Genomic DNA, 278 nt, shown 5'->3' on the forward strand with positions numbered 1-278 from the left:
CTCTCACATGGGCAAGTGCCACACTACCATCGGCGCAGGCTTGTTTCACTTCTGAGTTCGGGATGGGATCAGGTGGTTCCAAGCCGCTATGGTCGTCAGACAAAACGGTTTGATCACTGGGGGACGAGATGGAACGTGATACGATTTCTTTAGTGCGTTATCCGCAATTGTCTTGGGTGTTATATAGTCAAGCCGCACGAGCAATTAGTACTGGTTAGCTCAACGCCTCGCAGCGCTTACACACCCAGCCTATCAACGTCCTGGTCTTGAACGGCTCT

The 278-nt window shown here is 51.8% G+C and carries 2 rRNA genes; both read right to left on the reverse strand.

The window, feature by feature from the left end:
* A 5S ribosomal RNA gene (gene rrf, locus K5L82_RS00090) occupies positions 1 to 100 on the reverse strand; the annotation flags it as partial.
* An 83-nt stretch (positions 101 to 183) separates the two neighbouring features.
* Positions 184 to 278 (reverse strand): 23S ribosomal RNA (locus tag K5L82_RS00095); the annotation flags it as partial.

Origin of the sequence: Marinobacter sp. AL4B, assembly GCF_019916045.1 — a bacterium.
In the GTDB taxonomy this organism is placed as follows: domain Bacteria; phylum Pseudomonadota; class Gammaproteobacteria; order Pseudomonadales; family Oleiphilaceae; genus Marinobacter.